This window comes from Actinomadura logoneensis, from assembly GCF_003428695.1.
Lineage (GTDB): Bacteria > Actinomycetota > Actinomycetes > Streptosporangiales > Streptosporangiaceae > Spirillospora > Spirillospora logoneensis.
Window position 1 is genome coordinate 16794 of record NZ_QURH01000114.1, and the last position, 23782, is coordinate 40575.

General features: G+C 72.2%; 23 protein-coding genes. 11 read left to right on the forward strand and 12 right to left on the reverse strand.

Annotated features, from left to right (window positions below):
- From DZF91_RS06050 to DZF91_RS06060, 3 genes are all read right to left on the reverse strand, one after another.
- Positions 1-381: an MmcQ/YjbR family DNA-binding protein gene (locus DZF91_RS06050; RefSeq protein ID WP_117356499.1), complete on the reverse strand. Its 381-nt coding sequence runs from the start codon at positions 379-381 to the stop codon at positions 1-3.
- A gap of 52 nt (positions 382-433) precedes the next feature.
- Positions 434-1045 carry a MarR family winged helix-turn-helix transcriptional regulator gene (locus DZF91_RS06055; protein WP_235834114.1) on the reverse strand — a complete coding sequence of 204 codons (612 nt, stop codon included), beginning with the start codon at positions 1043-1045 and terminating at the stop codon, positions 434-436.
- Between the two features lie 171 nt (positions 1046-1216).
- On the reverse strand, positions 1217-2050 hold the full coding sequence (locus DZF91_RS06060; RefSeq protein WP_117356500.1) for an NAD-dependent epimerase/dehydratase family protein: 834 nt from the start codon (positions 2048-2050) through the stop codon (positions 1217-1219).
- 357 nt (positions 2051-2407) lie between these two features.
- On the opposite strand from DZF91_RS06060, the gene DZF91_RS06065 reads away from it, so the two are divergent.
- The gene (locus DZF91_RS06065) at positions 2408-2926 is read left to right on the forward strand and encodes an O-acetyl-ADP-ribose deacetylase (protein WP_117356501.1); all 519 of its coding nucleotides are present in this window, start codon (positions 2408-2410) and stop codon (positions 2924-2926) included.
- 237 nt (positions 2927-3163) lie between these two features.
- On the opposite strand, the gene DZF91_RS06070 is transcribed toward DZF91_RS06065, so the two are convergent.
- Together DZF91_RS06070 and DZF91_RS42900 are read right to left on the reverse strand one after the other, a co-directional pair.
- Positions 3164-3625: a universal stress protein gene (locus tag DZF91_RS06070; protein ID WP_117356502.1), complete on the reverse strand. Its 462-nt coding sequence runs from the start codon at positions 3623-3625 to the stop codon at positions 3164-3166.
- Between the two features lie 83 nt (positions 3626-3708).
- Entirely contained in the window at positions 3709-6264 is a 2556-nt protein-coding gene (locus tag DZF91_RS42900; protein ID WP_147341014.1) for a TIGR03084 family metal-binding protein, read from the reverse strand.
- A gap of 129 nt (positions 6265-6393) precedes the next feature.
- Between DZF91_RS42900 and DZF91_RS06080 the strand changes: the two genes are divergently transcribed.
- On the forward strand, positions 6394-7173 hold the full coding sequence (locus DZF91_RS06080) for a class I SAM-dependent methyltransferase (RefSeq protein ID WP_235834115.1): 780 nt from the start codon (positions 6394-6396) through the stop codon (positions 7171-7173).
- A 30-nt stretch (positions 7174-7203) separates the two neighbouring features.
- Here DZF91_RS06080 and DZF91_RS06085 read toward each other — a convergent pair whose 3' ends face one another.
- Positions 7204-7965 carry an SDR family NAD(P)-dependent oxidoreductase gene (locus tag DZF91_RS06085; protein WP_117356505.1) on the reverse strand — a complete coding sequence of 254 codons (762 nt, stop codon included), beginning with the start codon at positions 7963-7965 and terminating at the stop codon, positions 7204-7206.
- A 109-nt stretch (positions 7966-8074) separates the two neighbouring features.
- Between DZF91_RS06085 and mshA the strand changes: the two genes are divergently transcribed.
- The 3 genes from mshA to DZF91_RS06100 all read left to right on the forward strand — a co-directional run bounded on the left by mshA (position 8075) and on the right by DZF91_RS06100 (position 10836).
- Positions 8075-9385: a D-inositol-3-phosphate glycosyltransferase gene (mshA, locus tag DZF91_RS06090; RefSeq protein WP_235834116.1), complete on the forward strand. Its 1311-nt coding sequence runs from the start codon at positions 8075-8077 to the stop codon at positions 9383-9385.
- A gap of 83 nt (positions 9386-9468) precedes the next feature.
- The gene (locus DZF91_RS06095; protein WP_117356526.1) at positions 9469-9942 is read left to right on the forward strand and encodes a type III secretion system chaperone family protein; all 474 of its coding nucleotides are present in this window, start codon (positions 9469-9471) and stop codon (positions 9940-9942) included.
- Between the two features lie 135 nt (positions 9943-10077).
- Positions 10078-10836: a phosphoglyceromutase gene (locus DZF91_RS06100; RefSeq protein ID WP_117356507.1), complete on the forward strand. Its 759-nt coding sequence runs from the start codon at positions 10078-10080 to the stop codon at positions 10834-10836.
- 114 nt (positions 10837-10950) lie between these two features.
- On the opposite strand, the gene phoU is transcribed toward DZF91_RS06100, so the two are convergent.
- A complete protein-coding gene (gene phoU, locus DZF91_RS06105; RefSeq protein WP_117356508.1) occupies positions 10951-11613 on the reverse strand; it encodes a phosphate signaling complex protein PhoU in 663 nt (220 codons plus the stop codon).
- Between the two features lie 292 nt (positions 11614-11905).
- Between phoU and DZF91_RS06110 the strand changes: the two genes are divergently transcribed.
- Complete coding sequence (locus DZF91_RS06110) at positions 11906-13204, forward strand: sensor histidine kinase (RefSeq protein WP_117356509.1); 1299 nt, start codon at positions 11906-11908, stop codon at positions 13202-13204.
- A 40-nt stretch (positions 13205-13244) separates the two neighbouring features.
- Positions 13245-13928, forward strand: coding sequence for a response regulator transcription factor (locus tag DZF91_RS06115; RefSeq protein WP_117356510.1), 684 nt, complete (start codon positions 13245-13247; stop codon positions 13926-13928).
- Positions 13929-14422: 494 nt separating this feature from the next.
- Here the strand turns inward: DZF91_RS06115 and DZF91_RS06120 are convergent, their stop codons facing one another.
- Together DZF91_RS06120 and DZF91_RS06125 are read right to left on the reverse strand one after the other, a co-directional pair.
- Positions 14423-15388, reverse strand: a complete 966-nt coding sequence (locus DZF91_RS06120) for a hypothetical protein (protein WP_147341015.1) — start codon at positions 15386-15388, stop codon at positions 14423-14425.
- A 420-nt stretch (positions 15389-15808) separates the two neighbouring features.
- Positions 15809-16576: a hypothetical protein gene (locus DZF91_RS06125; protein WP_117356512.1), complete on the reverse strand. Its 768-nt coding sequence runs from the start codon at positions 16574-16576 to the stop codon at positions 15809-15811.
- A 422-nt stretch (positions 16577-16998) separates the two neighbouring features.
- Here DZF91_RS06125 and DZF91_RS06130 point away from each other — a divergent pair, with 422 nt between their 5' ends.
- Entirely contained in the window at positions 16999-17481 is a 483-nt protein-coding gene (locus DZF91_RS06130; protein WP_026414839.1) for a CarD family transcriptional regulator, read from the forward strand.
- Positions 17482-17506: 25 nt separating this feature from the next.
- Positions 17507-17986: a 2-C-methyl-D-erythritol 2,4-cyclodiphosphate synthase gene (gene ispF, locus DZF91_RS06135; protein WP_199486442.1), complete on the forward strand. Its 480-nt coding sequence runs from the start codon at positions 17507-17509 to the stop codon at positions 17984-17986.
- Positions 17987-18601: 615 nt separating this feature from the next.
- On the opposite strand, the gene fahA is transcribed toward ispF, so the two are convergent.
- Positions 18602-19813 carry a fumarylacetoacetase gene (gene fahA / locus DZF91_RS06140; protein WP_199486443.1) on the reverse strand — a complete coding sequence of 404 codons (1212 nt, stop codon included), beginning with the start codon at positions 19811-19813 and terminating at the stop codon, positions 18602-18604.
- A 207-nt stretch (positions 19814-20020) separates the two neighbouring features.
- On the reverse strand, positions 20021-20827 hold the full coding sequence (locus DZF91_RS06145; RefSeq protein WP_147341016.1) for a hypothetical protein: 807 nt from the start codon (positions 20825-20827) through the stop codon (positions 20021-20023).
- Positions 20828-21543: 716 nt separating this feature from the next.
- On the opposite strand from DZF91_RS06145, the gene DZF91_RS39500 reads away from it, so the two are divergent.
- Both DZF91_RS39500 and DZF91_RS40980 read left to right on the forward strand, forming a co-directional pair.
- Positions 21544-21687: a hypothetical protein gene (locus DZF91_RS39500; protein WP_158587863.1), complete on the forward strand. Its 144-nt coding sequence runs from the start codon at positions 21544-21546 to the stop codon at positions 21685-21687.
- Between the two features lie 205 nt (positions 21688-21892).
- On the forward strand, positions 21893-22045 hold the full coding sequence (locus DZF91_RS40980) for a hypothetical protein (RefSeq protein ID WP_199486444.1): 153 nt from the start codon (positions 21893-21895) through the stop codon (positions 22043-22045).
- A gap of 220 nt (positions 22046-22265) precedes the next feature.
- Here DZF91_RS40980 and DZF91_RS06155 read toward each other — a convergent pair whose 3' ends face one another.
- Positions 22266-23771, reverse strand: a complete 1506-nt coding sequence (locus DZF91_RS06155; protein WP_117356516.1) for a hypothetical protein — start codon at positions 23769-23771, stop codon at positions 22266-22268.
- Positions 23772-23782: the final 11 nt, after the last annotated feature.

Consider the following 23782-nt stretch of genomic DNA (forward strand, 5'->3'; position numbering starts at 1 on the left):
TCAGGCCGGGAGTTGTGCGACCAGGCGTTTCGGAGCCAGCAGGCGGTAGCTCTCGGTGACCAGCTCGGTGATCTCCTCCCAGTCGACGTCGGGGAGGTCGAGCCGGACGGCGACCCATCCGTGCTGCCCCATGTAGGGCGCGCGGTAGAAGCGCTCGGGATCGGACCCGACCAGCGCCTCCTGCTCGTCCAGCGTGACCTTCACCCACAGGGCCACGCGGTCGTCGCCGTGGTGGTTGTCGATGTACCAGGCGAACGTCTTCTTCCGCGCCCGGTAGACGATGTGGGGGCCGTGGCCGGACGGCTCCGACGTGGCCTCCGGCAGGCCGGTGCAGATCTCGGTGAGCCGGGCCTTGCGGCGCTCGGTCTCCTTCTCGTCCATCCCGTCATCATGGAGGACGGCACCGACAGTTCGGCCGCTCGTTCCAGCGGGCCTAGCAGTCCGCGCCGTCGCCGCTCGTGGGGCAGAGGGACGCGGTGTCGTCGCAGAGGTCGGCGTCGTCGCCGAGGCGGGTCCCGGCGGCGGGCACGGGCGGCTCGGCGTCGGTGGGGCAGACGGGCGCGTCGGGGCAGACCGGGGCGTCCGGGTCGAGTCCGGCGAGCAGGGTCGTGAGGATGTCCTCGAAGGATGCGCGCTGCTCCGGCGTGAGCCGGTCGAACACCAGGCGGCGGACCTCGCCGACGTGGCCGGGCGCGGCCTTCTCGACGACCGCCATGCCCTCGTCCGTCAGCGAGGCGATGATCGCCCGCCGGTCCTCGGGGTGCCGGGCGCGGACCACCCAGCCGTTGGCCTGGAGCTTGTTGACGGCGTGCGAGAGCCGGCTCGGGGACGCGCGGACCACCGTGGCCAGCTCGGTCATGGTGAGCGAACGCCCCGGCGCCTCCGAGAGCATCGCCAGGATCAGGTAGTAGCTGAAGGGGAGGCCCTCGTCCCGGTGCAGCTGGCGTTCCATCGACTCCGACAGCAGCCGGGAGAACGCGACGAAGGCGCGCCAGGTCCGCTGCTCCGCCTCGTCGAGCCACCGGACGTCCGTCATGTCGACCATAACGGACATCATACTTGAAGTTTCAATGATCCATCCCGTCCGCTCCCGGGGAATCCCAGGGAGGCGAACGGACGGGACGACACGGACGCCCGCGGGGTCGACGGGCCTGCCGCCTCACCCCGCGAGCCGGACGAGCCGGACGGTTCAGTCCAGCTCGGCGAGTCGGACGGGTCAGTCCAGCTCGGCGAAACCGTCGCGCCAGGACTCCAGGCGCGGCTTCCAGCCCAGCTCGCGCGCCCGCGCGTTCGACACCGGGCGGCCCAGCGCGGCGGCGTGCCGCGCGGTCGGCGGCGGCGGAGCGCCGAGCGCCGCGCTGTAGACCGGCAGCCACTCGGCGGCCCTGGCGGGCTCGTCGTCCACGACGTTCACCGGGCCCGCAGGCCAGTCCAGCGCGGCGACCGCCGCCGAGGCGGCGTCGTCCACGTGGACGAAGCAGGTCCAGGCCGGGGTGAGCGAGAGGGCGCCCGCGTGGACGCGCTCGGCGATCGCGCCGCCCGGCGCGTACCAGGTGCCGGGGCCGTAGAACGCGCCGTAGCGCAGCACGACGCCGTGCGGCATCTCGCCGACCATCTCCTCCAGCGCCGCGACGGCCTGGTGCGGCGGGAGCGTCGAGTCGAGCTCGTCGTCCTCGGTGGCCGGTTCGGCGCCGGGCTGGTAGATCCACGCGATCGACTGGGCGATCATCCGCTCCACGCCCGCGGCGCGCGCCGCGTCCACCAGGTTGCGCGTGCCCGCGATCCGGAGCCGGGAGTTGGCCTCGAAGTCCTCCGCGGACAGGTCGGTGAGCTGGTGGATCACCACGTCCGGGGAGTGCTCGGCGAGCGTCCGGTTCAGGGCTTCGGCGTCCAGCACGTCCACGACGGCCGGCGTCGCCTGCTGGTCGGCGACGGACTGCGCGCGCTCCGGGCTGCGGGTCGTTCCGACGACCTCGTGACCGGACTGGACCAGCAGCGGGACCAGCCGCCGCCCGACCACGCCGGTCGCGCCCGCGACGAGAATCTTCAAGGGGGGCACCTCCACGACTTTCACACCATTGTGGTCGCTGTAGCGGCAGGATAGTGCCGCCTGTGACGACGTTTTCTCCGGCGGTTCGCTCGTTCGTGACCCGGCCGCCACCACGGCACAGCGCTCGCGCGCATGATCCGCCGCCGTTTAATCGGTACTTTCGGGTATTCCATGAAACCCGATCGGGCCGTCCCGCGCTCGCCGTTCGGCCCCTCCCGGCGCGGATTTCACGTTCCGGCACCGGTTTAACGCTCCGACCCCCTGAGCAGGGTTCCCGACGGGATCAGAGGACGGCCCGCCCGGCCGGCACGGCGGTCGCCCGGGCGCCGGAACGCCGTCAGGGGCGAAGGGGAAGCGATGAAGATCACTCTGGTGCGCGGCGACATCACCGAGGAGCACGTGGACGCGGTCGTGAACGCGGCCAACTCCTCGCTGCTCGGCGGGGGCGGCCTGGACGGCGCGATCCACCGCCGCGGCGGACCGGAGATCCTGGAGGCGTGCCGCAGGCTGCGGGCCTCGCACTACGCCGGCGGGCTGCCCACCGGCCAGGCGGTCGCCACGCCGGCCGGCCGCCTGCCCGCCCGCTGGGTCATCCACACCGTGGGTCCCGTCTACTCCGCCTCCGAGGACCGCTCGGCCCTGCTGGCGTCCTGCTTCCGCGAGTCGCTGCGCGTCGCGGACGAGCTGGAGGTCGCCTCGATCGCCTTCCCCGCCGTGTCCGCGGGGATCTACGGCTGGCCCGTGGAGGACGCCGCGCGCGTCGCCGTGAACACCGTCGCGGCCACTCCGACGAAGGTGGAGGACGTCCGGTTCGTTCTGTTCACCGAGGACGCCTACACCGCCTTCGAGAAGGCTCTGAAATCACTGGGCGGATAGTGCTCTCGGGCGTGTCGGACAGGCGCTGCTGTCCCGTCGGGCAGGCTCATGGCACCTCCGGGTCATAGTCGCCGTCCATACGGCCCGGAATGCCAGGAACCAATGCCTTCTACGTGAGTCTCGCCGCCAGCCGGATAGACGGGCGAACGGCGACAGATCAACTTCCAGCCCGGCGAACCCGCACATTTCCCACACCCTGTCGGCCAGAGTCCGCCTCGCGGCCCGCCCGCCGGCGGGTCAGTCCTTCTTCGGCGGCGGGACGACCAGGGCGGCGCGGTGCGTCTTGTGCAGCACGCGGGTGGAGACACTGCCGAGGATCACCGACCGGGCTCCGCCGAGGCCGCGCGAACCGGTCACGATCACGTCGGCGTCGAGCTCGTCCGCGACGTCCACGATGCCCGCCCAGATGGGGCCCGTGGTGCGCGCCGAGCGGGCCTCGACCTGCTCGAACCCGGCCTTCCGCGCGATCTCCGCACCGGCCAGGGCGAGCCGCCGCGCCTGCTCCTCCTCGGGCCACTCGTCGGTCTCGGTGTCCACGGCGAGCGCCCCGGCGGCGGCGAGCGGGGCCCAGTTGATCTGGCTGAGCAGGGGCTCCCAGACGGTCAGCACGACGACGGGCGCGGGACGGAGCGTGCGGGCGGCGAACTCGACGGCGGTCCGCGCGTCCTCGGAACCGTCGAAAGCGATCAGGATGGTCATGCTTCAGTCCTATCCCCTGACCAGCCAAAAGCAACACAAGGTGCCGAAGATCACCTGCCCGCGCGCCCCGGTTGCGCCCGAGGTCAGGCGCGTGGCGGACGGTCCGCGCCGGGCGGGCCGGCGAACGTCTGGACGATCTCCAGCCAGCGTTCGGCGTCCGCGCCGCGCGCGGTGACCGAGACGTCGGAGCGGTTGCGGCGGCGGGTCGCCAGCAGGCAGAAGTCGAGCGCGGGTGCGGACACGCGCTGGGCCGCGTCCTCCGGTCCCCACGTCCACGGCTCGCCGCCGTCCGGCGGGGTGATCTCGACGCGGAACTCCTCGGCGGGCGGGGTCAGGCCCCGGTTGTGGAAGGCGAAGTCGCGGGCCCGGACGGCGATGTGCGCGACGTGCCGCAGCCGGTGGGTGGGGGCCCGCTTCACGCCGAGCGCCTCCGCGACGTCCTCGCCGTGCGCCCAGGTCTCCATGATCCGCGCTGTCGCCATGGACCCGGCCGCCATCGGCGGACCGAACCACGGCAGCCGCGTCCCGGGCGGGAGCGCGGCGAGCGCCGTGCCCAGTTCCGCCATGCCCTTGCGCCAGCGGTCGCGCAGTTCGTCGGGGGCGAGCCGCGCGCCCTCTTCGGCGGCGCGGTCCACGTCCTCCATCCGGGGCAGGTTCGCCTGGAACGCCTCGGGGTCGGTGGCGGCACGCAGGGCGTGCTCCTCGGTCCAGGTCAGGTGGGCGATCTGGTGGGCGATCGTCCAGCCCTCGGCGGGTGTGGGGGTGGCCCACCCGGCGGCGTCGAGCGGTGCGATGAGCGCGTCGAGGGACGCGGCCTCGGCGGCCATGTCGGCGAGCAGCGCGTTGAGGTCCGGCATCCCGCCAGCATCACCCGCCGCACGCCCCGGAGGGAAGACCTGACCGAACAGGATTCGGGCGGCGGTGTAGTCGGCCTTGCCGTTGGGCAGGCGGAGCGACGCGTCCGTCCGGACGAACGCCTTGGGGATCTTGTAGCGGGCCAGGCGGCCGGCGCAGCCCGCCCGCAGCTCGGCGTCGGACGGGCCGCCCCCGGGCGCGGCCGGCCGCACGACCGCGACGACCTCGCTGCCCCAGCGCTCGCTCGGACGCCCGACGACCAGCGCGTCCGCCACTCCGGGCAGGGCGCGCAGCACGGCCTCGACCTCCTCGGCGAACACCTTCTCGCCGCCGGTGTTGATCGTGGTGGCCTCGCGTCCGTGCACGTGGACGGTGCCGTCGGGGAGGATCCGGGCGCGGTCCCCGGCGACGGACAACCGCGTGCCGTCCACGGTGACGAACGTGGCGGCGGTCCTGTCGGGATCGTTGAGGTAGCCGAGCGGGATCGTGCCGCCCTTGGCGAGCCAGCCGAGCTCGTCCTCGCCGGGCGCGAGCACGCGGGACCGGTCGGCGCTCAGCACGACCGCGCCCGGCGCCGCCGTGAACGGCCGGTCCTCGGCGCCCTGCCGCGTCACCTGGAAACCGGTCTCGGACGACCCGAGCACGTCCACGATCCGGACCCCGGGAAGCAGCTCCAGCAGGCGCCCCTTCACCTCGGGGCTGATGGCGGCGGCCGAGTTCAGCAACGACCGCAGCCCCGTGAGCCTCGTCCCCCCGCGGCGTTCCAGTTCCGCCAGGATCGGGCGTGCGAAGGCGTCGCCGACGAGAGGGATCCGGGTGATCTGCTCGCGCTCCGCGACGGTGAGCAGGTCGGCCGCGTCCAGGCCGTCCACGCGGGTGGGGAAGACGACGCATCCGCCCGCGCACCAGCCGCCGAGCGCCGACCACGTCCCGGCCCCGTGCATCAGCGGCGGCGCGACCAGCACCCGCGCACTCGACCGGACGGCCCGCGCGACCGCCTCGTCCAGATCGGTGATGGCGGTGTGGTCGCGGTGGCGCAGTCCCAGCGGACCTGTCATGAGGTCGCCGATCCGCCACAGCACGCCTTTGGGGAGGCCGGTCGTCCCACCCGTGTAGAGGATGTGCAGGTCGTCAGGGGAGGGGACGACCTCCAGCGGGTCTCCCGACGACGCCGCCAGGGCCGCCTCGTACGCGCGCGCGTTCGGCGGCTGCGGGGTTCCGGTCCCGTCGTCCACAGGGAGGAGCAGCGGTTGGAGACCGGTCCGCTCCAGGGCTTCAATGATCTGAGGGGCGTACCGGGCGTGGTAGATCACCGCGCGCGGACGGGCGTCCTCGAAGAGCCGTGCCAGCTCGTCGCCGGTGTAGCGGTAGTTGACGTTGAACGGCGCGACGCGTGCCATGTGCGCGCCGACCAGGCCCTCCAGGTACTCGGGGCCGTTGTGCAGGTAGAGGGCGAGGTGGTCATGCGGCGACTCCCAAGGCGCGGTCGCCCGGCCGTGCCGTCCGAGGCCGTCCGCGCGCAGGACGCGCGCGAGCCGGCGGCTCCGCTCGACCATCTCTCGCCATGTCCGCGAGCGCCGACCGTCCTCGCCGTGCCAGACGAGGCACTCCCGCTCGGGCACGGCCGCCGCGATCGCCTCGAGCAGGGAGGCCAGGTCGAGTTGGTCGTCCTCCACCGGCATCCGCACACCGACCTGACTACCCGTCCCCGGCCCGGGCGGCTCGGAGGCGGTCCCTGCTCCGGTGTTCGGGGTGGGCTCGTGCGCGGGATCGGGCGCGGGCATGTGGTCTCCCTCGGGCGCGGACGGGCGGGAGATCACCGTAACCGAACACTTACGACAACCGAATCCGGTTCGGTCATCGGGCGGGCGACAATCGACGTCGTGGCGCGCGCGACGAGACCCCAGGGGGAGGTGACCCGGGGCACGACCAACCCCAACCGGCTCCGCCGAGCGGACCGGTGGACGGCCGCCACCCAGGGACGCCTGCTGCGCGCCGTCCCCCGGCCGCTGGCCGTGGACCTCGGATACGGGGCGTCCCCGATCACCACGATCGAGTTCCACGCGCGGCTGCGCGCGGTCGCCCCCGCCGTCGAGGTCGTCGGCATCGAGATCGAGCCTGACCGCGTTGCCGCAGGTCAGGCCGTCCAGGCACGCTATCCCGGGCTGTCGTTCCGGCGCGGCGGGTTCGAGCTGCCCGTGGATCGTCCCCCGACGCTCGTGCGCGCGTTCAACGTGCTCCGCCAGTACGACGAGGACGCCGCCTGGCGGGCATGGGAGGACCTGACCGCGCGGCTCGACCCGGCCGGAGTGCTGGTCGAGGGCACCTGCGACGAGGTCGGGCGCCGCGCCGTCTGGGTGACGCTCGACCGCACCGGCCCTCGGACGATCACCTTCGCCGCCCACCTGCCGTCGCTGGACCGTCCGTCCGACCTCGCGCCCCGGCTGCCGAAGACGCTGATCCACCGCAACGTCGAGGGCGAGGCCGTGCACGCCCTGCTCGCCGATCTCGACCGGGCGTGGGCGGTCGCCGCGCCGCAGTCGGTGTTCGGCGCCCGCGCCCGCTGGATCGCCGCCGTCGAGCACCTGGCGGCGAGCCATCCGGTCTGCGCCACCCCTCCCTACGGCGGAAGGGGCCGCTGGCGGCTGGGTGAGCTCACCCTCCCCTGGGCGGCCGTCGCCCCACCCCGCTGACCGACGGCCCGCCTCAGAAGTCGCTCTCGCTCAGCTCTCGCGGTGGAGTTTGTGCGGGGCGGCCTGGACGCGGGGCTGGACGTCGATGCGGTCGATGTTGACGTGCGCGGGACGGGTGACGGCCCAGGCGACGCAGTCGGCGACGTCGGCCGCGACCAGGGGCTCCGGGACGCCCTCGTACGGCTTCCCGGCGCGCTCGCTGTCACCGCGGAACCGGACGAGGCTGAACTCCTCGGTCCTCACCAGGCCCGGCGCGATCTCGGTGATCCGGACGGGCCGGTCCACCAGCTCCAGCCGCATGACCTCGTTCACCGCGTAGGCGGCGTGCTTGGCGGCGTTGTAGCCGCCCCCGCCCTCGTAGGCGACGTGCGCGGCGAGCGAGGTGATGTTCACCACGTGTCCGGCGCCGGACTCGATCATCTTCGGCAGCAGCGCCTTGGTCACCCGGAGCAGTCCGAGGACGTTGGTGTCGTACATCGCCTGCCAGTCGGCCGGGTCGGCGTCGGCCACCGACTCCAGGCCGATCGCGCCGCCCGCGTTGTTCACCAGGACGTGGCAGGAGTCGAGCGCCGCCGCCATCGCGTCCACCGACTCCTGCGACGTCACGTCCAGGGTCACCGGGGCGACCCGGCCCGCGCCCGGCACCTGCTCGGTGATCTCCTTGACGAGGGCGTCGAGGCGGTCCCGGCGGCGCGCCGCCGCCACGACGTCGAACCCCTCGGCGGCCAGCCGCCGCGCCGTGGCCGCCCCGATTCCGCTGCTTGCTCCGGTCACTACCGCCGTCTTACGCATGCCGCACAGCTTCCCAGACGGCCCCGGGGACGGAGGTCACAGGGTCGCCGCCTCCCTGCGGGGAACAGTCGGACCGGTCGATAGGTTGCACTACCGGAGGTGGTGTCCGTTGTCGGGTCGTATCAACCGAGTTGCGACGATCAGTTTGCATACTTCGCCCCTGGACCAACCCGGCACGGGGGACGCGGGCGGCATGAACGTCTACGTCGTCGAGACCGCGAAGCGGCTGGCCGAGCGGGGTGTCGAGGTGGACATCTTCACCCGCGCGACGTCCCGCGCGCTGCCGCCGGTGACCGAGCTGGCCCCCGGCGTCCTGGTCCGGAACGTCGTCGCCGGGCCGTTCGAGGAGCTGGACAAGGGCGAGCTGCCCCGGCACCTGTGCGCATTCACCTCCGGAGTGCTGCGCACCGAGGCGTCCTATGAGCCGGGCCACTACGACCTGATCCACACCCATTACTGGCTTTCCGGCCAGGCCGGATGGGCCGCCAAGCAGCGCTGGGGCGTCCCGCTCGTGCACTCCATGCACACCATGGCCAAGGTCAAGAACGCCGCGCTCGCCGCCGGGGACACCCCCGAGCCCGCCCTCCGCGTCAACGGCGAGCAGCAGATCGTCGACACCGCCGACCACCTCGTCGCGAACACCGCCAAGGAGACCCGCGAGCTGACCGGGCTCTACGCCGCCGACCCGTCCCGCGTCGCCACCGTCAGCCCCGGCGTCGACCTCTCCACGTTCCGGCCCGAGTCGCCGGTCATCGCGCGCGGCACCGGCCTGCTCCCGCACCGGACCGGCCCCGCACGCCGCCGCCTCGGCCTGCCCCGCGACGCCTTCGTCCTGCTGTTCGTCGGCCGCATCCAGCCGCTCAAGGCCCCTGACGTGCTGCTCCGCGCCGTCGCCATCATGCTGCGGCACGACCCGGCCCTGCGTTCCAAGCTGGTCGTCGCGGTCGTCGGCGGACCGTCCGGCGCGGGCCGCTGCCGTCCCGAGGAGCTGCAGCGGCTCGCCGCCGAGCTCGGCATCGCCGACGTCGTCCGGTTCGAACCTCCGTGTCCCCAGCGCGAGCTCGCCGACTGGTACCGGGCCGCGGACGTGACCGTCGTGCCGTCCCACAACGAGTCGTTCGGGCTCGTCGCCGTCGAGTCCCAGGCGTGCGGGACGCCCGTCGTCGCCGCCGCGGTCGGCGGGCTGCTGACCGCCGTCCGGGACGGTGAGTCCGGCGTCCTCGTCCAGGGGCACGACCCCGCCGACTACGCGTCGGTGCTGCGCCGCCTGTACGCCGAACCCGGCACCCACCTGCGGCTCGCCCGCGGCGCCGTCCGGCACGCGCAGTCGTTCGGCTGGGACGCGACCGTGGACCGCCTGCTCGAGGTGTATACCGGTGCGACGACCCGTGAGGCGATGGTGAAGGAGATGGCCCGGTGAGCCACGGCGAACGAGACGACGTCCCGGCGACCCCCGCGGACCCGGACGGCCCCGTCCGGAGCGCCGCGGACGATCCGGTCAAGGTGATCGAGGAGACGCTGCGGTCCGCCGAGCTGGAGTACAGCGTCCCGCGCGACGGCGCGTTCTTCGTCAAGCTCCCCGGGCAGCACAAGCTCGCCACGATGACCTGGCTGATCGTCGGCGACCACAGCCTGCACGTCGAGGCGTTCTTCTGCCGCCAGCCGGACGAGAACCACGCCGAGTTCTACCGCTTCCTGCTGGAGCGCAACGGCCGCATGTACGGCATGTCGTTCGCCTTGGACGAGGTCGGCGACGTCTACATCGTGGGCCGCGTCGCCCTGCAGTCGGTCACCCCGGACGAGATCGACCGGCTTCTGGGCTGCGTCCTCACCTACTCCGACGAGAACTTCGACAAGGCACTGGAGCGCGGGTTCAAGACATCGATCCAGAAGGAATGGGACTGGCGGGTCAAGCGCGGTGAGTCGCTGGCCAACCTGCGGGCCTTCGCCTCCTTCGCCGATCCGGACAACCGCTGACCGACGTCCACCCGGTTCCGTATGGAACCGCGGCGACGCCCCTGCTGACCTGCCCGCCTCCGGTGCCCGGAGTCACGTCGGCGGGCTCCGGCCTCGTGCAGGACCGCGCGGACACGCCCGCTAGGCTCTGGTGCCATGGCGACCCTGGTTTTGCTGCGGCACGGCGAGAGTGTGTGGAACGCGGAGAACCTGTTCACCGGCTGGGTGGACGTGGACCTCTCCGCGAAGGGCGAGAGTGAGGCGACGCGCGGCGGCGACCTGCTGCTCGACGCCGACATCACCCCCGACGTGGTGCACACCTCGCTGCTGAAGCGGGCCATCCGCACGGCCAACATCGCGCTGGACGTCGCGGACCTGCTGTGGATCCCGGTCCGCCGGTCCTGGCGGCTGAACGAGCGGCACTACGGCGCGCTGCAGGGCAAGAACAAGGCCCAGACGCGCGAGGAGTACGGCGAGGACCAGTTCATGATCTGGCGCCGCTCCTACGACACCCCGCCGCCGCCCATCAAGGACGACGACCCGCTGTCCCAGGTCAACGACCTGCGCTACGCGTCCCTGCCGTCCGAGCTGATCCCGCGCACCGAGTGCCTCGCGGACGTCGTGGACCGCCTGCTGCCCTACTGGTACGACTCGATCGTCCCGGACCTGGCCAACGGCGGCACGGTCATGGTCACCGCGCACGGCAACTCGCTGCGCGCCCTGGTCAAGCACCTGGACGGCGTCTCCGACGAGGACATCGTCGGCCTCAACATCCCCACCGGCATCCCGCTGGTCTACGAACTGGACGACGACTTCGCCCCGCTCAAGCGCGGCGGCGAGTACCTCGACCCGGCCGCCGCCAAGGCCGCCATCGAGGCCGTCAAGAACCAGGGCGCGACCAAGAAGAAGAAGTAGCGCCCGCGCCCGGCACAGGCGTCCGCCGGCGAAGCGTGGCGTAGCGCCCGAGCGCGAGAAACGGCGAAGCCCGCCGCGTCCCTTCCGGAAGGGACGCGGCGGGCTTCTCTATGCTCAGCTCGCGTCGATGATCTCCTGCGGACGCTGGCCCGTGACCAGGTACACGACGTTCTCCGCGACGTGGACGGCGTGGTCGGCGAACCGCTCGAAGTACCGCCCGGCCAGGGTGATGTCCACGGCCGGCTCGACGCCGTGCTTCCACTTCGGGGACAGCAGGATGTCGAACAGGCGGCGGTGCAGCCGGTCCATCGCGTCGTCGTCGGCGTCCAGCTCCAGACCCATCTCGACGTCCCGCGACGCGATCACCGAGCCCGCCTTGGCGATCAGCCGCTCGGCGATCTGCCCCATCTCCAGGACGGTCGACTGCAGCTCCGGCGGGACGGCCGACTCGGGGTGCCGTCGGCGGGCGGTCTTGGCGATGTGCACGGCGAGGTCGCCCATGCGCTCCAGGTCGCTGCTCATCCGCAGCGTGGTGACCAGCGTTCGGAGGTCGCCGGCGACCGGCTGCTGCCGGGCCATCAGGTCGAACACCGTCTCCTCGATCTCGGCGTCGATCTTGTTGACCAGCTCGTCGGCGGTGATGACCTCCTCGGCCAGCCGCAGGTCGGCGTCCAGCAGCGCGGTCACCGCGCGGGACATCGCCGACCTGACCAGCCGCGTCATCTCGACCAGCTTGGCGGAGAGGGAGTCGAGTTCCTCGTGGTAGACGTCGCGCAATTGAAGATCCTCGGGTTTCGGGGAGGGCCGGACCGTGGGGACCGGCCGGTCGTGCGTGGCGGCACCGCCCGGGCGGCTCCGCTCCGGCGGTACTTCTGGCGGTGCCCGCGTGGCGGGACCGCCGTGGCGGTGTCGTCGGCGGACCGGGGGGACGGGACGTACTCGCCCACGCCACACCCTGCCCGACCACCGTGAACCGATGTGGATAGGGAGGTGAACATTGGGCTAACGGCTCCCTCCCCGGCGCCCCCGTGGTGTGGGGCGGCCCTGTCGGCCACCTACGATCCAAGATGTGGAGGTCGAGGTTGTCGCAGGTCTGACCGGGCTCGCCGGGCTCGCGATCGGACTCGCGACGGGATTGGCGGTACGGGTGAGCGAGCGTGCCCAGCGGACCGTGCCTCCGGCGCAGCCCCAGGGTGGGCTGCCGCCGGGGATAGCGTCGGTGCTGAGCGTCCTGAGATCGTCGGCCGTCGTCGTGGACGCCGAGGACAGGGTGCTGCGCGCCAGCTCGGCCGCCCGCGCGTTCGGCCTGGTCAGCGACGACCGGCTGGTCGTGGACGAGCTGCTGGCGATGGCCCGGCTGGTCCGCCGCGACGGGGAGATCCGGGAGACCGAGATCCAGGTCGGTCCGTCCCGGTCCCGCTCGCGCGCCGAGGGCCGCTGGTTCGCCGTCCGGGTCGCGCCGCTCGGCTCCCACGGCCTGGTGCTCGTCCTCGCCGAGGACCTCACCGAGATGCGCCGCGTGGAGGCCATCCGCCGCGACTTCGTCGCCAACGTCAGCCACGAGCTGAAGACCCCGGTCGGCGCGCTGTCGCTGCTCGCCGAGACCGTGGACGCCGCCGCCGACGACCCCGAGGCCGTCCGCCGGTTCGCCGGGCGGATGCAGCACGAGTCGGTCCGGCTCACCAACCTCGTCCAGGACCTGATGACCCTCTCCCGCATCCAGGGCGAGGAGCCGCTGGACGACCTGCACCCGGTCGAGCTGGACACGGTGATCGAGGAGTCGCTGGACCGCTCGCAGATCCGCGCCGCCTCCAAGGAGATCGAGCTGATCGCGGGCGGCCGGCACGGCTTCCGCGTCCGCGGCGACGAGGAGCTCCTGGTCACCGCGCTGCGCAACCTGATCGACAACGCCGTCGCCTACAGCCCGGAGAAGACCCGCGTCGTGGTCGCGACCCGGCAGACCGACGACCAGCACGTCGAGATCACCGTCACCGACCAGGGCATCGGCATCCCCGACGGCGACCTGGAGCGGATCTTCGAGCGCTTCTACCGGGTCGACCCCGCGCGCTCCCGGCAGACCGGCGGCACCGGCCTCGGCCTGGCGATCGTCAAGCACGTCACCAGCAAGCACGGCGGCGAGGTCACGGTCTGGAGCAAGGAGGGCTCCGGCTCCACCTTCACGCTCCGGCTGCCCCTGCTGAACCCCTCCTACCCGCCGGTCACCTCCGGCGTCGAGACCCCCAGTGACGTCCCGGGCGACCCCGGCGACGCGAGCGGCGGACCGGACGCGCCACGTCCGGACGCGAGCGCTCTGTCGGCCGCCCACGGCCGCACTTCCCACCCGACCCCCGAGGACCGGACGCGATGAGATCCGCGCTCGGGCCCAGAACCGCCCGGGAGGCAGAACAGTGACCCGTGTGCTCGTCGTGGAAGACGAGGAGTCCTTCAGCGACGCCCTGTCGTACACGCTGCGCAAGGAGGGCTTCGAGGTCGCCGTCGCGGCCACCGGCCCGGACGCGCTGGACATCTTCGAGCGCAACGGCGCCGACCTCGTCCTGCTCGACCTGATGCTGCCGGGGCTGCCCGGCACGGAGGTGTGCCGGGAGCTGCGCGCCAAGTCGAACGTCCCGGTCATCATGCTCACGGCCAAGGACAGCGAGGTCGACAAGGTCGTCGGCCTCGAACTCGGCGCGGACGACTACGTCACCAAGCCGTTCTCCACCCGCGAGCTGATCGCCCGGATGCGTGCCGTCCTGCGCCGCCAGGGCGACGCCGGTGAGGAGCTCGCCCCCGCCGTCCTCGAGGCGGGCCCGGTCCGCATGGACGTCGAGCGGCACGTCGTGAGCGTCAACAGCGGCTCGGTCCAGCTCCCGCTCAAGGAGTTCGAGCTCCTGGAGGTCCTGCTCCGCAACGCGGGCCGCGTCCTGACCCGCATGCAGCTCATCGACCGCGTCTGGGGCGCCGACTACGTCGGCGACACCAAGACCCTCGACGTCCACATCAAGCGCCTCCGCGCCAAGATCGAGGACACCCCGTCCACGCCGCGCCACATCGTCACCGTCCGCGGCCTGGGCTACAAGTTCGAGCCCTAGCAGACCCGCTGTGACCTGCATGTTCTCTCTCGGCCTCGGCTGTGAGGGCACATGCAGGGCACATGCTCGGTGTGCCCCGTCGCGTCGTAGGGTCCGCTGGACCGCCAATCCCCAGCCCGTTGCCGTAGAAGCAAGTTGGAGCCCTAGCCAAGGCCGTGCGACCGGTGAGGGCACATCCGGGCCACGCGGCTTTACCTGCAACGGCCAGCCGGAGCGCCGCTGTGCGGCATGAGTTGTGCCGGAAGGGCTTGGAGGAACGCCAGAGGCCGCCGACACCAGCGTCGGCGGCCTCTGGCGTTCCGGCTCACGCCGTCCGGGGCGCGCGGGCAGCTCGCAGCCCTTGGAGGCGGCGCAGTCCGTCAGGTCGGGGGACGCCCTTGCAGCCAGGCTTCGGCACGTGCCCGGCCAAGGCTCTCCTTGGTTGGGCGGGAATGCGAAACGGCCCGTGTCGCGTCCTCAGGACGCGACACGGGCCGTTCTCGTTGGCGCTCGGGTCAGGCGGCCGGGGTCTCGGTGGTGTGCGGCTCACCGGACTTGGTGGGGTGGGCCGAACCCGTCGGCTCGGTGTCCGGGGTCGCCGGGGTGCTCGGCACACCGCTCGGCCCGCCGCTGCCGGTCGGCGCGGTCGGAACCGGGGTGAACGGGACGCCCTGCGAAACCGGGACGTAGGTGCTGAACTCGTTCTGCCGCGGGATCACCGGGACGGCGAGCGTGATGGAGCCCGCCTTCTCGAACTGCAGCGTGACCTGGATGGTCTCGCCGCCCACCAGCTGCTTGTTCGACTGGGGCAGGATCACCAGCGGGCCCTTGGCGCCGGTCGCCGGAGCGGTCTCGCCGGTCGGCGGCGTGGTCGGCGACTCGCCGGCCGGGCTGCTCGGCGTGCCCGACGCGGGAGCGCTCGGAGCGCCGGAGGCCGGGGCGCTCGGCGAACCGGAGGCCGGGGTGCTCGGGGTGCCGGTCGTCGGCGTGGTCGGGGTGGCCGTGGACGGCTTGGCGCCGGGCTTGCCCGGCTTCGCGCCGGCCGGCTTGCCCGACGGGGTGGCCTGCGGCGCCTGGGCCGTCCCGAGCAGCGACACCGCGGAGCCCATGCCGCGCTCCTTGGCCGCGGGCAGCGCCACGCCGTCGGCGGCGATCTTGGCCTGGCCGAACTCCGGCGCGCTGACCGAGACGAGCCGGTCCGCGCGGCCCGGGACCTGGTTGATCAGCGTCGCGTACAGCGGCACCGACGAACCGGCGGCCAGCGCCTTCTCCGGCTCGGGGCCGAGCAGGAACATGTTGCGGATGTCGACCTGCGCCCTGGCCGGGTCGGTCTTGGGCACCGAGGCGTTGACGCCCTCGGTCAGCTGCGTCGGCGCCGCGGTCTGAGGCTCCTCGCCGGCACCGCAGCCGGCGAGCACCGGCGCCATGGCGACGGCGCCCGCGAAGGCGAGCGCGACCACTCGACGGCTGTTTCGGATCACGGCGACGATCTCCTCGGAAAAAAGGGGGTTGCAGGCGGTCGGGGGTTCGGCGTGTGCGAACGCCGAAGGGCAGCCTAGCGAGACGGCGGGGGTGATACGGAGCCGGGGGTCCCGTTCCCGTCCGATGTCAGAGATCGTCCGCCGATCGTCCGAGCCGTCCCATCATGCCCGCCGCCGGTACTAGCGGCGGACGCGACCGCCGGCGCCCGGAAGGCCCCGCCCGCCAAGGCGTGAGGCAAATCGCAGTAGCCCGCCGCCCGCTGTCCTGGCCGTCCCGGGGCGGCGCGACCTGGTGCCCGTCATGTGCGCGGGGGCGGGGCCTGGAGACCCGTCATGTGCGCCGGCCGGCGGAGCCTGGGGGCCCGCCATGTGCGCCGGGAGGCGGGGCCTGGCCAGATCGGCGGGGCCTGGTTCGAGGGGTCAGGTGCCCTGGCCGGTGGTGGCGGCGATGAGGGTGCTCAGCTCCGGTCCCGGCTGCGGGGACGTGCGGATCTCGGAGACCACCCCGTCGTTGCCGACGAACACGGCGGTGAGGCCCGTGGCGGGACGTCCGTCCGGGCTGGTGGCGTAGTGGCCGGCCAGGACGCCCTTCGCGTCGTCCAGGACGATGGGATCGCCGTCGTGGGCGCTGCCGGCGAGCGCGCGCAGGGACTTGATCGTCTCCGTGGGGGACGCCGTGGAGCCGCGCCGGTCGGCGACGAGCCACAGGCCGGCGTTGAGCTCCCTGGTGCGCTTGGCGAGGTCGGCGACCAGGGCCGCGCACGAGCACTTGGGCGGGACGACCGCGACCACGCCGGGCCGCAGGTCGCTCAGCGGCTTGGTCTTGCTGCTCGGCGGCACGGTGACCACGCCGTCCGGGAGGAAGCCGCCCTTCCGGCCGACGGGGGCGGACGGGTGCGGGGCGAGCGCGGCGCGGGTGGGGCGCGGTTCGGGGCGGGTGCCGAGCGAGGTCATCAGCACCCCGCTGACCAGCGCGATCAGCAGCGCGCCGGTGATGATCGGGATCGCCACGCCGAAGCGGGCGAACGGCCGGACGAGGCGGTCGATCCGGGCGCGGCGCCGCAGCCGGCGCCGCTCGCGGTGGTAGGCGATGACGTCGCGGTCCAGGTCGCGGGCGTCGTCGGGCACGACGACGTCGACGTGGGGGAGTCCGTAGTCGTCGTGCTCGGGGTCGCCGTCTGGCCTCACACCGCACCTCTCCCGTTTCCCGTGTCCGCCGGACCGTCTCCGACCGCTGCGCCCCTTTCGCTCTTTTTCTGACGCTTTGTACCCGCACCGCCCGGCATGTTCACCTCCCAGTATGGGCCGCGGGACGCCGCCTGACAGGGGGGAGAGGCGGAACTGCTCGTCAGGATCGGCAATTGCCCCGCGACCGGCTTCGAGACCCATTCGTGATCATGCCCGGACGTGCGGTGACAAGGGGTGATGTGCTCCCGGCCGCGACCCGGCCCGGGCGTTCCGCGACTGTGGTAAACGTGCCCGGGAGGCACTATCAAGTCGCTTTGTCAAGGTCCCAATTAGGGGGTTGACCTGCGGATTTGTCGAGAAGGTCGGTGCGGTCACCCCGAGTTCCGTGCTACGCTGGTTCTAGCGGAAGGGGTACTTGTCACATGACTTTCCAGGTCGGCGACACCGTCGTCTACCCCCACCATGGGGCTGCTCGGATCGAGGCCATCGAGACTCGCACCATCAAGGGTGAGGAAAGGACCTACCTGGTCCTGAAGGTCGACAAGGGCGACCTGACAGTTCAGGTTCCGGTCGAGAACGTCGAGGACGTGGGCGTCCGTGACGTCGTCGGCCAGGAAGGCCTGGAGAAGGTGTTCGAGGTGCTTCGCGCACCCTACACCGAAGAGCCCACCAACTGGTCGCGCCGCTACAAGGCCAACCTGGAGAAGCTCGCCTCCGGCGACGTCAACAAGGTCGCCGAGGTCGTCCGCGACCTGTGGCGCCGGGACAAGGAGCGGGGCCTGTCGGCCGGCGAGAAGCGCATGCTCGCCAAGGCCCGCCAGATCCTGGTGAGCGAGCTCGCGCTCGCCGAGAAGACCAACGAGGACAAGGCGGAGGCCCTCCTCGACGAGGTGCTGGCCAGCTGATCAGGTGAGTCACCAGCTTCCACGGGTGGGCGTCGGAACCGACGTCCACCCGTTCGCTTCCCACGCCGACCGTCCCCTCTGGGTGGCGGGCCTCGAATGGCCCGGCGAGGGTCCCGGCCTCGAAGGCCACTCCGACGGCGACGTCGCCGCCCATGCCATCTGCGACGCCCTGCTGTCCGCCTGCTCGCTGGGCGACCTCGGCAAGGTCTTCGGGACGGCCGACCCCCGGTGGTCCGGCGCGTCCGGCGCCACGCTGCTGCGCGAGACGGCCCGCCTGGTGGACGAGGCGGGCTGGCTGATCGGCAACGTCGCGGTCCAGGTCATCGGCAACCGCCCCAAGATCGGCAAGCGCCGCGACGAGGCCGCCAAGATCCTGTCGGAGGCCCTGAACGGCGCGTCCGTCAGCCTCTCCGCCACCACCACGGACGGTCTGGGCCTGACCGGCCGCGGCGAGGGCCTGGCCGCCCTGGCCAACGCCTTGGTCTTCCCCAAGCACGCGGCCTGACCCTCACAGAGCTGCACCAACTCCAGCGACCCCGTACGGCCACTCCGGCCGCCGCGACCTCGCCCCGAATGTTCAGCGCCCCAGCCGACGCGACTCCGCCTCGAACGTTCAGCGTCCCGGCCGACGTGACTGGGTCCCGAGCGTTCAGCGTCCCGGCCGACGTGACTGGGTCCCGAGCGTTCAGCGCCGTGGCCGACGTGACTGGGCGGCCATGGGTGTTCAGCGCCCCAGGCGGCGCGACTGGGTCCCGAGTGTTCAGCGCCGTAGCCGACGTGACTGGGCTGCCCCAAGTGTTCAGCGCCCCGGATGGCGCGACTGCGCCCCGAATGTCCAGCGCCCCGGGCGGTGCGATGCTCCCCGAACGTTCAGCCCACCAGCCGATCCGACTGGGGCGCGAGCGTTCAGCGCGCGAGATTCGTGCCCCGACACTGCTTCCTTGCACCTCCCCGGCAGCTTCCGACCCACCCGAACCCAACGGCTCGCAGGTCTTGGCGGGCCGTGGTCCGCCACCCCCACCGCCTCGAGTCGCGCGACGCCCGGCCGAAGTTATCCACAACCTGTGGGTAACTTCGCCCGGCGATACCCCTACGGCGCAGACTCGACCGCATGAGACGTTCAGCAGTTGGCGGGGCTGATGGTTCCCGTCACTTCGCCGAGATCGATCGTGGTGCCGTTCGCGCCCGGCGCGGTCGCCCGGATGGTGACGGTGTCGCCGTCCTCGAGGAACATGCGCTTCGAGCCGTCCGGCAGCTCCAGCGGCTCCGCGCCGTTCCACGTGAGTTCAAGCAGGCAGCCGCGCTCCTCCTTGCGGGGGCCCGAGACGGTCCCGGAGGCGAAGAGGTCTCCGGTGCGCAGGGGCGCGCCGTTCACCGTCGCATGGGCGAGCTGCTGCGGCGGCGTCCAGTACATGCCGTCGAAGCGCGGACGGGAGACGGCCTGGCCGTTGACCAGGATCTCCAGCCGCAGGTCGAGTCCCCACGGCTCGTCCACTCGCAGATAGGGCAGCGGCGCCGGATCCTGTGCGGGCGGCGTGACCCGCGCCGCTTCGAGCGCCTCGACCGGCACGACCCAGGGCGAGACCGACGTGGCGAACGACTTGCTGAGGAACGGCCCGAGCGGTTGGGCCTCCCACGCCTGGATGTCCCGCGCGCTCCAGTCGTTCACCAGGACGAACCCGAAGACGTGATCGCGGAACGCGCGCGGCGTGACGGGCCGTCCCGGCGTCGAGGGGACTCCGGCGACGAATCCGACCTCCGCCTCGATGTCGAGCTTCAGGCACGGCCCGTACGACGGGGCGGCATCGGTGGGCGCGACCTTGCGCTGTCCACACGGCCGCACGATCGGCGTCCCGGACGCGTACACCGTGCCCGCCCGCCCGTGGTAGCCGACGGGAAGGTGCTTCCAGTTCGGCATCAGCGGCTCACCCTGCGGCCGGAAGATCCGTCCGACGTTGGTCGCGTGGTGCTCGGACGAGTAGAAGTCGACGTAGTCGGCGACCTCGAACGGCCGCAGCAGCTCCACGTCCGCGACCGGCACCAGGTGCGGCGACACGGCCTCTCGCTGCGACGCGTCCGTGAGCAGTTCCCGCAGCCTGGCCCGGTTGGTCGTCCAGGCCGCCCGGCCCGCCGCCATGAACGGGTTGAGCGACCCGGTGCCGAACCACCCGCGGTCTTCGACCAAGCCGTCGGCGGCGAGCCCGGCCAGGTCCAGCACCAGGTCTCCGATCGCGACCCCGACCCGCGCGTCCGCCCCGTCCCGCCGGAAGACCCCGTAGGGCAGGTTCTCGATGCCAAAGCCGCTGTCCTGGTCGACCTCAACCCAAGTCATGCCATCCATCCTTCACCGCCCACCCGCCCCGACCAACCCCCACACCCGGCCTACTCTCCGCCTCCGACCCCGTCCGCTCCAGAGACGCCGGCCACCAGCCGGCCCCGCATTCGCAGGCGTCACCGGAGCACGCGCCGAATCCGACGCGGACCGGATGGCCAGAAGAGGAAGAAGAAGGTCGTGCGGGACGCGGGCAGGGGCCTTCGTTCACAGGAGGCCGAGGGCGGCGAGGTCCGAACGAGGGGTGTCGATGTCGCAGGAGCCGAACCCGGTGAACATCCGGCGAGCGGTCTCGCGCTGCTCGTCGGTCAGGGCCCGGATCCGCACGGTGACAGCCACCGGATTGACCATCTCCAGGTCCTCGACACTTCCGCCATCCGCCGCCGCCAGCAGGACGTTCAGGAAGCCGTGGTGGACGAACCCCGTCTCCGGATCTGTGTGCCGCACGGCATGGTGGAGGCCCGCCGTGCACTTGAACGGCAACCGGCGCTCGACGCAGGCACCCACGAACGCCGCGACCTCGGCGGGCGAAGGGAAGGCGTCGGCCGTCACCCCGCCGGTCCGGAGCTTCGCCCCGACCGTGGCTCCGGCCTCGTGGGCGGCGGCGATCCCGTCGATCACCATGTGCCACCCGGTCGTCCGCCGGACCTCCAGAAACGCCGGAACCTCCGTCGGCAGCGACGCGATCGTGACGGTCGCGGCCCGCGCCTGGTCGGCGTCCTCAGGGAGCGCGACCTCGATCCCGCGCAGCCGGACGCGCGGCTCGGCGGCCACGTCCTCCAACGCCTTCGGCAACCCGTCCATCCCGGTGTCCGCGATCACCACGAGATCGAGATGGTCGTCGGGCAGGAGGTGTGTCCGCAGCTCAGCGACCCGCGACGCCGGACACAGGAACCGTCCGATCACCGCGTCCCCGGCCGCCTCCCGATAGGCGGGCAGTGCTCTCTCCAACGGCTCCCGAGCAGGTGGGAACAGCGCCGCGTCGTCCACGAGACCAGCGAACAGTTGACCCATGCCCGAAGAGATACCCCGTGCCCCCGCCCTCATCCGACCATTCCGCCCTGTCCAGACACCAAAAGTGCCAACCAAGGACGACACCTGCCCCACTTGGCCGCGCCCCACCCCACCCCTCCCCGTGCCCTCGCTCCCGCGCGAATGCCACCCACAACCAACAACCCAGTCCAGAACCTCAAGCCACCCCGAGGTGCGAACGCCCCCACCACAGAACCCACCCCGGCGGACCAATCCGACGTCCAGACGGTCTCCGTCACCACCCTGCCCGTCAGAATGCGAAGTCGTTCCGCCTCGCCCAAGCGCCCACAGAAGGGAGCTCTTCTCTCACCGACGCCCGCCCCACCATGCGCCTCTGGCCCTCCGGCCACGCGCCATGTGTCGGCGCACGGGTCTACCAGACGACGCGGGGCACTGTCCGAACCCTGAGGATTGGACCTCCCATGCCGAGACACCGCAAAGCACGACCTCCGCCGTCTAGACGTGCGCCTCACCCATTCAAGCGCCGCCGCTGTGTCCGCGTAGCTCCGTGCCGCGGTGCCGCTGTGTCCGCGCTTGTCTGTGCCGCTGTGCTGCGGTCCCCGTGCACATCCGTGGTGCGCTGCCCGCGCATGTCCGTGCCGCTGTGCTGCGGTGCCCGTGCACGTTCTTGGTGCGTTGGCCGTGCATGTCCGTGGCGCGGTGCCCGCGCTTGTCTGTGCCGCTGTGCTGCGGTGCCCGTGCATGTTCGTGCCGCGGTGCCGCGGCGGCGCATGCTCGTGCCGCGCCGCCTGTGCACGTTCGTGCCGCGCCGCCTGTGCACGTTCGTGCCGCGCCGCCTGTGCACGTTCGTGCCGCGCCGCCCGTGCACGTTCGTGCCGTAGTGCCTGCGCATGTCCGTGTTGCTGTGCCGCGGTGCCAATCCAGGTCGGTGCCGCTGCTCTGGCGTGGGTTCGTGTCCGGGTGCCCGTGCATGTCCGTGCCGCGGTGCCCGCGCAGATCCGTGCTACTGCCACCGGACGTCCCGCACCTACCCAGCAAGCCCTGCCCCGCCTGCGCGACGGAGGACGGATTATCACCGTCGGCACCATGCTGACCCGGGGCGCGGCCATGCCCAGGGCGATCGACTACGCCATGTCCAAGGCCGCACTCGATGTCATGACCCTCGCCCTGGCCAAGCTATTGGCGCACGTCCGTGCTGCTGTGCCCCTGCACGTTTGTGCCGCCGTTCGGGCGTTCTGAAGCTTGGACGCCCGGCTGCCTAGACGGCGGCAGGCGCGATCTCCCGTCGGCTCGGCAGCGCGGGCCGCGCGTCCCTTTGATTCCGCGTCCCGCGCAGTTCGTGACGCAGTGCTGCTGTGCCAACGCACGCCGTGCCGGGGCGGAGTGGAGCTTACGGACGGCCACTCGGCCTGCTGGAGGTGGCCGCGGTCATCGTCTGGGCTGGCCGCTTTCAGAGTTGCTAGTCGGCGGGTGGGGTGGGGGAGCTTCGGAGGGTGCTCGATGGCGGGTGCCAGCCCCAAGGTGGGGTGTCCTCCGACTTGGCCTCGTTGTTGTCCGCGGGTGGCGTGTCCTCGGAGGTGGAGGAGTGTGAGGCGGGCTCGGTTTCCTGGTGAGGTGCGGTCGAGGCGGCGTTGTCTGGGGCCGTGGGCTCGGTTGGTGAGGGGTCTTCTTGCGTCAACGGGTCGACGGCTTGGGGCGAGGTCAGATCGTCTTCTTCCAGCGGGGTGGGGTCTTCCAGCCAGCGGATGTTCTCTCTGGCGGGCACGGTGTTGGCCTGCGCGGACTCGGGTTCCGTCGAGCCCGTGGTGTACTCCCTGGTTGTGGGAGTGCTGTCTTCGGCGGCCTGTTCCGGCGAGGTTTGTTCCGTTGGAGTTCGGGGGTGGGGCGCTTCCGAGGCTGCGGGTAGCCCGCGATGCGGTCCCTCGGCCGTATCGGGGGCCTCGGCCGTCTCTTGGTGACTGGGCGGGAGGGGCGCGTTCTGCTGGAGGCGCGGTTGGGAGGGCTCGGAGGCGGCCCGGGCTTCCTCCTCGAAGGTAGAGCGTGAGGGGTTTGCTGTGCCGGCTTCGGGTGAGGCGGAAGCCGGAGCGTTGGAACGCGGAGTCGCGTGCGGGTCTTCTGCCTGGGCTTTCTCTGGACGGATGGCCGAGGCCGGGGCAGCGAGAGCCTTCGAGGTCGTGTGATCTGTGGACGAGGTCGAAGGGACGCTCGCGTCCGTGGTCACTCTGCCGGTCAACGGCTCCGAGAGGATGGCCGGCTCGGATGAGAGGGCCATCGTGTCGTACGGGGCGAGCGGCCTGCCTGCGGGCTCGGTCGGCGGGGCGGGGACGCGTTCGGTGCGCCCGTCTTCGTCCTCGGGCTCCTCGGGCGCGGGGTCCGGCTGGTCCAGGTGGGACGCCGAGGGGGCGGGCTCGTCGGTTGAGGGTTCAGCCGAGGCGTCCTGGGGGTCGGTGTCGCGGGAGAAGAGGTGGTCCAGCGGGGACTCGTGCGGGACGGGATCCGCGGGCGTCGCATCCGAGACGGAGACCCGGGAAGGTCGCCTCAGCAGGCGGAGGGTGGTCAGCCACAGCCAGACGCCGATCAGGAGCATGACGTGCGGGGCCACGGCGACCGCGCCGCGCAGGGGCTTGGCCGGAAGGGACGCGTAGCCCCACACGGCGTGCTGTACGGCCGTCCAGGAGAGGCCCGCCAGCAGGACGAGCAGGAGCGTCCAGCGGATGGCGCGGCTCCACCAGCGGCCGTGCCGGGCTGCCAGGAGGGACAGGAGGGTGAGGACGAGGAGAGCGTCGGCGGCGGCCGGGTAGACGGGCGACCAGGCGCGGTCGACGCGGCCCGCCTCGGCGAGAGCGCGGAGGACGTCCCAGGTCAGGGCGCACGCGGCGGCCGTCAGCAGGATCACCAGGAGGGCGGCGCAGACGGTCAGGAGGCGGCGCGGGAGGCTGGACGGCGGGGACGTTTCGGTGGGCATCGCGGCTCGCG

Coding starts and splice junctions, on each gene's coding strand:
- DZF91_RS06050 (WP_117356499.1), bottom strand. CDS start 381: ATGGACGAGAAGGAGACCGAGCGCCGCAAGGCCCGGCTCACCGAGATC.
- DZF91_RS06055 (WP_235834114.1), bottom strand. CDS start 1,045: ATGGTCGACATGACGGACGTCCGGTGGCTCGACGAGGCGGAGCAGCGG.
- DZF91_RS06065 (WP_117356501.1), top strand. CDS start 2,408: ATGAAGATCACTCTGGTGCGCGGCGACATCACCGAGGAGCACGTGGAC.
- DZF91_RS06070 (WP_117356502.1), bottom strand. CDS start 3,625: ATGACCATCCTGATCGCTTTCGACGGTTCCGAGGACGCGCGGACCGCC.
- DZF91_RS42900 (WP_147341014.1), bottom strand. CDS start 6,264: ATGCCCGCGCCCGATCCCGCGCACGAGCCCACCCCGAACACCGGAGCA.
- DZF91_RS06085 (WP_117356505.1), bottom strand. CDS start 7,965: ATGCGTAAGACGGCGGTAGTGACCGGAGCAAGCAGCGGAATCGGGGCG.
- DZF91_RS06100 (WP_117356507.1), top strand. CDS start 10,078: ATGGCGACCCTGGTTTTGCTGCGGCACGGCGAGAGTGTGTGGAACGCG.
- DZF91_RS06130 (WP_026414839.1), top strand. CDS start 16,999: ATGACTTTCCAGGTCGGCGACACCGTCGTCTACCCCCACCATGGGGCT.
- fahA (WP_199486443.1), bottom strand. CDS start 19,813: ATGACTTGGGTTGAGGTCGACCAGGACAGCGGCTTTGGCATCGAGAAC.
- DZF91_RS06145 (WP_147341016.1), bottom strand. CDS start 20,827: ATGGGTCAACTGTTCGCTGGTCTCGTGGACGACGCGGCGCTGTTCCCA.
- DZF91_RS40980 (WP_199486444.1), top strand. CDS start 21,893: ATGCTGACCCGGGGCGCGGCCATGCCCAGGGCGATCGACTACGCCATG.
- DZF91_RS06155 (WP_117356516.1), bottom strand. CDS start 23,771: ATGCCCACCGAAACGTCCCCGCCGTCCAGCCTCCCGCGCCGCCTCCTG.